Here is a 6,429-nt window from a genome sequence, read left to right as displayed (position 1 = left end):
TCATATGCTCTGCTCTCTCTTTGTAACCTGAAGGACCGTGGCCTTTCTGAAGCAACTCGAATCTCACCTCATTCCATTCGCGGACAGGAGAGCCTTCATGGCGGTGTTTTCCAGATACTGAGTATGTGGTTATGGCGAGGCGGTAACCGGTCGCGCAAGGAACTCTCATTCGATTGAAAACTCCTCCGCCTTAATGGGATTCCGAATCAACCAACGGATCTCTCGAGGCAATCCCCACAAACAAAAAACCGGAAAGATACCGTATGGAATACGTTCCGTATTCCTCGAAGTCTTCCCGGCTTCGTTAGTTAAAGAGCAGCTTTAGGCTGAAGTAAATTGTCTTATATCGCCGGACGCCTCATCGGCCCTAGTCGTGGCGATGCTCGTGAGCCTCATTCTCGTGGCCCGGATGAGCATGATCGTGCGGCCCGTGCTCGCCGGTATGCTCATGCCCGTGATCGTCGTTTTTCCCTTCGTGCGTGTGCTCGTGCCGGCGGTCGTGCTCGTGATCATGGGCGTGGAGTTGCTCGTGTTCGTGGCCGTGCTTCTCGCCCTCGTGCTCGTGTTCATGATCGTGCTTATGCGAATGATCATGCCCGTGGCACTGTGTGAGAGTATGTTCTCCTTTCATTTTCCTTCTCCTTTTCGTCTATCTATTTGCAGGAGGAAAAGGGATGATTTCTCATGATTTTCCTCCCCATTTCATCTTTTTTTTAAGATAACCATCAATCCGGAAATTGCGCTACTCGCCCGATAGGACCGTAGACTTCTTCCATCTCCCGATAGACCGGTTTTCCGATCAGGAACGTGTAGATCTCATCGGCCTTTTTTTCGGGATCGATGTCTTCGAAATGCTCTTTGTGCAGGAGCTTCCCGATAGCGTAAGCGTCGGCCAACGCCGTGCCGATGTTGGTCGTATACCGGTTGAACGGAGGCAATGTGTAGACCCGTCGGTTCGCGAACGCTTTCAGCGCCTTCTAAAATTCCGGTTTCTTACCAAAATCTTCCGACACCAGGGTCCATCCTCCGCCGTCGATGAAAATGACGTCCGGGTTCGGTTTCAAGAGCATCTCTTTGTCCATGAAGACGTGGCTTCCGATACTTGCATCGACCCGTTCCGCCACGTTTTTCGCGTTGACCCATTCAAGCGGACTGTAACGCTGTTCCGTGCTTTCGATGCCATGGGCGCCGCGATAACCAATTCCTCCGACGTACACGTCCGGTTTCTGATGATCGGGAATGAGCCCGGTCCTTCTGGGCCTCTGTGGCGATAAACTGAATCAGGATGGTGGCTGAGGCGAACAAAGCGGAGAGGGCCACGCCGACCAGTATGACGGCCTCGGGTGACAAGCGTTTGAGCCGGGCCAGCATGAGGATGACGACCGTCGCCCCCATGGCGCCCACAAAGGCGAAAGCCGTCACGGACAAGAATTGCGCCCCGAAGACAACAATGGACAACGCCGCCCCGAAGGCTCCGCCCTGACTGATTCCCAGTGTCGAAGGGGAACCGAGCGGGTTTTTCAGCAGGGATTGGATGCACAGGCCCGAAAGGGAAAGCCCCCAGCCGCAGACAACGGCGGCAACGACGCGGGGTATCCGGATATTTGAAATTACGATGCTCTGAGGACCTTCAGCTTGTCCGACCAAGGCGCGTAGCACGTCCCACACAGGGATTTCGTAAGCGCCCTTAGAGATCGCATACACGGCGGTGACAAATGTTGCGCCCGGCAGTATTGCCAGCAGAAGCAGCTTCTTGTGCACCTGCTGTATATAGGCAGCCGTGATAGGGCCGGATGGAGCCGTCATTCAACGCCTACCCTTCATGATCCATTCCAGTGGAGAGGCTTTCCTATGCCTGATGACCGAAAGCATGAAAAATGCCCGCCAAGGTCTTTTCAGTCGCCTTGCGCTTCGAACAAAATCTTATGGTCGACCAGGTTCATCCCCCCGATCCGGCCTCTGACGGTCTTCCGGTCGCCGAAAATGCCCACCAGACGCCAAGAATCGTCCCCTTCCGGCTCGACGAGATCTACGGATTCCATGATTAGCTCTTCCTCGCCTTCTTTCACCCAATAGGCATTGGCTTCACACATGTTTCATTACCTCCTTTATCTTTTCCACCACCTCCTGCACCAGGTGGGGCAGTGGCTCTTTGGGAACGCCCACAATCTCGACTTTTTCCTGAGTCAGGGGCAAAAGAATCTTTATGGCCTCGCTGGAAGTAACGGCTTCGGCCATTTTGGGCGTCACTTCGCCCAGCATGGCGTTGGCCCAGGTGACGGCAATGGGACCGATAATACAGTCCGCCGTCAAAACTGTCCGGCAAATGGCATTTTCTCCGGACGCTCCCTTGTTGGCGCCGGCCTTGAGCATTTGGGCCGTTGCAATGGTATTTGTTCCCAGGGCGATCAACTCCACGGACTCGCCGTGCGCCTCTCTCAGGTACTTGATCACGGTCGCGCCGATGCCGCCGCCCTGGCCGTCGATCACGCAAATTCGTTTAGGCACGCCGATGTTTCCTTATCTCGTTTTCTTGTCTTGAAACAAAAAAGGCCACGAACACCGGGCAGTTCTTCTTCGCCCAAGCCTTCGTGGCCTAATCGACAATATATTAGATGGCTTTTCGCTACTGGATCGACGCCTTCCTGGCGTCAAGATACGTGCTCCCTGTACTTCATTGAGCAATCGAATGTCAATCCCAATTTCCATCACTTGGTTCGCGCCGGAGCGAATAAGGAACATTCTTATTGACTCTGGAAGATATTGAATCTATATAAGGATCAATTCGGAAACAGAAGTTTCCATTCTATCCACATTAAGCGTTTGGACAAGCCAAGCCACGAAGGCAGAACGGCGGAACGGATCCGCCGGTGTTCGTGGCTTTTTTTATCGCGAAGACGATAGCAGAGAAAGCATCGCATCGGGTCTTTCAGAGGATGAAATCAACATCACGGACCGGATGGACCGGGGTTTTAGCCGATTTATGAACGTTGAGCCGATTGGAAGATGCTTTCGAGGAGTCGTTTTGTTTGTTTTTCGGAACCCATTTGATCAAGAATAAGAAGAGAAGGGAACTCTACGATGCGCACAACCATTTCAATTTTTTCAGTCGTGAGTATTCTGGTTCTGATGATGGCCGCCGTCCCGGCGTCCGCGCATTTCGGCGCGATCATACCGTCGGACGACATCGTGACCCAAGATGACGTGATGACCTTGAACCTTCAAGTTAAATTCATCCACCCCATGGAAAGACACTACATGGAGATGGCCAAACCAAAGCAGTTCGGCGTGTTGCACGCCGGCGAGAAAACCGATTTGCTCGATACCCTCAAGGCGGTCAAGGGCAAAAGCCCGGATCAGGCCGAAGAGTTCACGTTCTGGACCTCCGATTACCGGATTCGCCGGCCGGGAGACTACACGTTCTTTGTGGAACCTACTCCCTATTGGGAACCTGCGGAAGACGTATTTATCGTACACTACACCAAGGTCTGCGTGGATGCCTTAGGTTTGGAGGAAGGCTGGGACCGACCGGTCGGCCTCGAGACCGAAATTATACCCATGACCCGGCCTTATGGTCTATGGACCGGCAACCTGTTTACCGGCCGGGTGCTGCTCAAGGGCAAGCCGGTCTCCTTTGCCGAGGTGGAAGTCGAATACCTGAACGAGTCCCCCGGTAACACCAGTGTCGTAGCGCCGGCGGACGCCTTTGTGACCCAGGTGGTCAAAGCGGATGTCAACGGCGTTTTCAATTACGCCATGCCGAGAGCCGGATGGTGGGGATTTGCGGCCCTTAACGAAGCCGACTGGAAGTTGAAGCATGACGGCGAGGAGAAAGGAGTTGAAATCGGAGCGGTCTACTGGGTCCATACTCGGGATATGAAATAGCGACCGGTTCTTCATTGCTCCGGGGCGGTCCCGCCCAGTGGCAGGCTCCATTTCCATGTCCATTCACGAAGATTACCATTTTCTCCCTTGAGCAGCGGTATGAGAAGGAGGGCATCGTGAAAACAAAGAGTTGTTTTCTTATGTGCATTTTTGTGTCATTGCTGCTTTGCGGCGCCGTATTGGCGCACAAGGTGAACCTGTTCGCTTATGTCGAAGCCGGCAAGGTGTACACGGAGAGCTATTTTCCGGATGGCTCCCCCGTGAAGGGCGGAAAGGTTCTGGTGTATGACAGCCGGAACGAACTGCTCCTGGAAGGGGTGACGGACAACGGAGGGCTTTTCAGTTTTGACGTGCCCAAAGTCGACGATCTGACCATCGTCATCGAAGCAACCATGGGTCACAGAAACAGTTTCAAGCTGAAGAAAAGCGAAGTGGAGACTCGTAAATGAAGGGTTTTCAAAGAGGGCTTATCATCGCCGTCCTTGGCCTCTGTTTGACAGGCCCCGCGAATTCACTTTTGGCGGAGACGCCGGCCGCCGCCGACCCTCAGGCAATTATCGCGCTTTTGAAGGAGCAAAACAGCAAGCTGTCCGACGATCTGAGGCGCATTCAGCGGGAAATTGCGGCTTTGCGCGCGGACCTTGACAAGCCGGGCCTTGAAGACGTATTCGCCGGCATCGGCTACATTGCGGGCCTCTTTGGAATAGCCGCGTTTGTCGCCGCACGCCGCAAGAGGTAGACCATGCATATTTCCGACGGGGTACTTCCCGTGTCCGTGACAGTTGGAAGCTATGTGGCCAGCGCGGCCCTGGCAGCCTGGAGCGCCCGCCGCACCCGCAGCGGGGATCTGCCCAAGTTGGCGGTGATGACGGCGGCTTTCTTCGTGGCTTCCCTGGTTCATGTGCCGTTTGGACCGACGAGCGTCCATCTCATCATACCCGGTCTCACGGGTGCGCTGCTGGGGCCGTCCGCGTTTCTCTCCATCGGCTTGGGGCTATTGCTGCAAAGCTTACTGTTTCAATTCGGCGGCATAACCGCGTTGGGCGCCAACTCCCTCATGATGGGGCTGCCCGCTCTGGTCTGCGGTTGGTTGTTCCGGCGGTTCAAAGGACGCGCCCGCCCGCGGCAGGCCCTTGTCGGCGGACTGGCGGGGGCGTTGGGGACCGTCCTGGCCGCCATGATTCTGGCCCTGCTCCTGGTTACCGGAGGTGAAGACTTTTTCGGCGTAGCCAAAATCGCCCTGCTGTCGCATGTCCCCGTGGTCATCATCGAGGGCCTGGTGAGCGCATTTACCATCGCCTTCCTGGCCCGTGTCAAACCCGAGCTATTGCAGCCGACCTTTGTTTCTTCGGCCGGTGCAGCCCATGACTGACGTACCTCCTATTTCCCTGCCCCTGTGGCAATTACCCCTGCTGGTATTGGCGCCGCTTGCGGTGCTGGCGTTCGTTGTGGTTCGTCTTCGCACTGCGGCGCATGATCGCAGTGCGCCCGGCGAGGAACGTGACTGGTCGGCGCCGTCCTTGGAAGAAATCTCCGGCGATTCTCTATTCCACCGCTGGGACGTGCGCTGCAAGATCGTGACGCTGCTGGTCTACAGTTTTATGGTCGCGTCGTTGGGACATCCGATGCCCGCCCTAGCCGCCATCGGCGTGTCCTTGCTGACGCTGGTCATAGCAAGGGCTTCTTTTGCAAAGGTGCTGTTCCGATTGCTGGCGATCTCCGGTTTCGTAACCATGTTTTTGGTGGTCATGCCGTTCTCGGTTCCGATACATCCTGGAGACACCGTGCTGACCTTCGGCGGGATGGAATGGGTTGCCTTCAACCTGCGTGGTTTGAACCTGGCCGCCACCATCGCCGCCAAGGCCGTGGCCATTGCATTGCTAATGGAACCATTGCTGTCCACGGCGCCTCTTCCGGTCACGCTTTATGGCCTCTCGCGACTCGGCGCGCCGGAAATGGCAGGCCAGATGGTGCTGCTCAGCTACCGGTATTTGCATGTATTTCGGCACGAGGCCCGTCGCATGTCTTCGGGCATGCGTATACGCGGCTTCCGCAAGCGCACCAACCTGGAAACGTTACGCGCGGTGGCGAACTTCCTGGGGATGCTGTTTGTGCGCAGTTTCGAAAGGACCGAGCGGGTATTCGACGCCATGCGCGCTCGGGGCTACAAAGGACGCTTTCCGGAACCGGCCCAACTCCGTCTACAGACCATGGATTTTGTGGTGGCGGGCGGTTGGATGGCCGTTGGCGTGGCGCTCATTGTCTACGACCGGATGGCCGGGTGAGGAGAAGCAAGTGCATAGTATGTATTCAGGGTATCTTTGGGGAACCCTTTTGGAAAAGGGTTCCCCAAACTCTTCCCAAAACCTTTTGAGCGAGGGTCCTTCCGGCTTGCGCCGGAACGACTCGGAGCCGGACCCGGTCTCCACAACGTGCTCGGGAGCCTCCTCATGCGTCCATTGTCCTGTGCGCGCTCGCCTGCGGCTGGGCGGCGCCGGCCTGAAAGGATTTAACAAGGGGGTACGACGGGAAGACGTTTTGATC

The 6,429-nt window shown here is 55.9% G+C and carries 10 protein-coding genes; 6 read left to right on the top strand and 4 right to left on the bottom strand.

Annotated features, from left to right (window positions below; all coding sequences use genetic code 11):
* Positions 1 to 385: 385 nt before the first annotated feature.
* Positions 386 to 688, top strand: coding sequence for a hypothetical protein (locus HY788_14640; protein ID MBI4775383.1), 303 nt, complete (start codon positions 386 to 388; stop codon positions 686 to 688).
* Between the two features lie 37 nt (positions 689 to 725).
* On the opposite strand, the gene HY788_14635 is transcribed toward HY788_14640, so the two are convergent.
* The 4 genes from HY788_14635 to HY788_14620 form a co-directional block, all read right to left on the bottom strand.
* Entirely contained in the window at positions 726 to 938 is a 213-nt protein-coding gene (locus HY788_14635) for a hypothetical protein (protein MBI4775382.1), read from the bottom strand.
* A 205-nt stretch (positions 939 to 1,143) separates the two neighbouring features.
* Positions 1,144 to 1,806, bottom strand: coding sequence for an iron chelate uptake ABC transporter family permease subunit (locus HY788_14630; protein ID MBI4775381.1), 663 nt, complete (start codon positions 1,804 to 1,806; stop codon positions 1,144 to 1,146).
* 89 nt (positions 1,807 to 1,895) lie between these two features.
* Positions 1,896 to 2,093: a CooT family nickel-binding protein gene (locus tag HY788_14625; GenBank protein MBI4775380.1), complete on the bottom strand. Its 198-nt coding sequence runs from the start codon at positions 2,091 to 2,093 to the stop codon at positions 1,896 to 1,898.
* Entirely contained in the window at positions 2,086 to 2,508 is a 423-nt protein-coding gene (locus tag HY788_14620; protein ID MBI4775379.1) for a DUF3842 family protein, read from the bottom strand. Before HY788_14620 ends, HY788_14625 begins: the two co-directional genes overlap by 8 nt.
* 573 nt (positions 2,509 to 3,081) lie before the next feature.
* Between HY788_14620 and HY788_14615 the strand changes: the two genes are divergently transcribed.
* The 5 genes from HY788_14615 to cbiQ all read left to right on the top strand — a co-directional run bounded on the left by HY788_14615 (position 3,082) and on the right by cbiQ (position 6,170).
* Positions 3,082 to 3,885, top strand: coding sequence for a DUF4198 domain-containing protein (locus tag HY788_14615; GenBank protein ID MBI4775378.1), 804 nt, complete (start codon positions 3,082 to 3,084; stop codon positions 3,883 to 3,885).
* 116 nt (positions 3,886 to 4,001) lie between these two features.
* Entirely contained in the window at positions 4,002 to 4,334 is a 333-nt protein-coding gene (locus tag HY788_14610; GenBank protein ID MBI4775377.1) for a carboxypeptidase regulatory-like domain-containing protein, read from the top strand.
* Positions 4,331 to 4,624 (top strand): hypothetical protein, encoded by a 294-nt coding sequence (locus HY788_14605; GenBank protein MBI4775376.1) that lies wholly within the window; start codon positions 4,331 to 4,333, stop codon positions 4,622 to 4,624. The genes HY788_14610 and HY788_14605 overlap by 4 nt, the downstream gene beginning before the upstream one ends.
* A 3-nt stretch (positions 4,625 to 4,627) precedes the next feature.
* Positions 4,628 to 5,257, top strand: coding sequence for a cobalt transporter CbiM (gene cbiM / locus HY788_14600; GenBank protein ID MBI4775375.1), 630 nt, complete (start codon positions 4,628 to 4,630; stop codon positions 5,255 to 5,257).
* Positions 5,250 to 6,170 (top strand): cobalt ECF transporter T component CbiQ, encoded by a 921-nt coding sequence (gene cbiQ / locus HY788_14595; protein MBI4775374.1) that lies wholly within the window; start codon positions 5,250 to 5,252, stop codon positions 6,168 to 6,170. Before cbiM ends, cbiQ begins: the two co-directional genes overlap by 8 nt.
* Positions 6,171 to 6,429: the final 259 nt, after the last annotated feature.

This window comes from Deltaproteobacteria bacterium (assembly GCA_016208165.1).
GTDB lineage: Bacteria > Desulfobacterota > Desulfarculia > JACQYL01 > JACQYL01 > JACQYL01.
Note: the sequence above shows the minus strand (reverse complement) of the source record. Positions and strands in the feature narration are given on the sequence as shown.

What these genes read in the sequence shown, in the direction of transcription:
- HY788_14605 (MBI4775376.1), top strand. Translation starts at nt 4,331, where the DNA reads ATGAAGGGTTTTCAAAGAGGGCTTATCATCGCCGTCCTTGGCCTCTGT.
- cbiM (MBI4775375.1), top strand. Translation starts at nt 4,628, where the DNA reads ATGCATATTTCCGACGGGGTACTTCCCGTGTCCGTGACAGTTGGAAGC.
- HY788_14625 (MBI4775380.1), bottom strand. Translation starts at nt 2,093, where the DNA reads ATGTGTGAAGCCAATGCCTATTGGGTGAAAGAAGGCGAGGAAGAGCTA.
- HY788_14615 (MBI4775378.1), top strand. Translation starts at nt 3,082, where the DNA reads ATGCGCACAACCATTTCAATTTTTTCAGTCGTGAGTATTCTGGTTCTG.
- cbiQ (MBI4775374.1), top strand. Translation starts at nt 5,250, where the DNA reads ATGACTGACGTACCTCCTATTTCCCTGCCCCTGTGGCAATTACCCCTG.
- HY788_14630 (MBI4775381.1), bottom strand. Translation starts at nt 1,806, where the DNA reads ATGACGGCTCCATCCGGCCCTATCACGGCTGCCTATATACAGCAGGTG.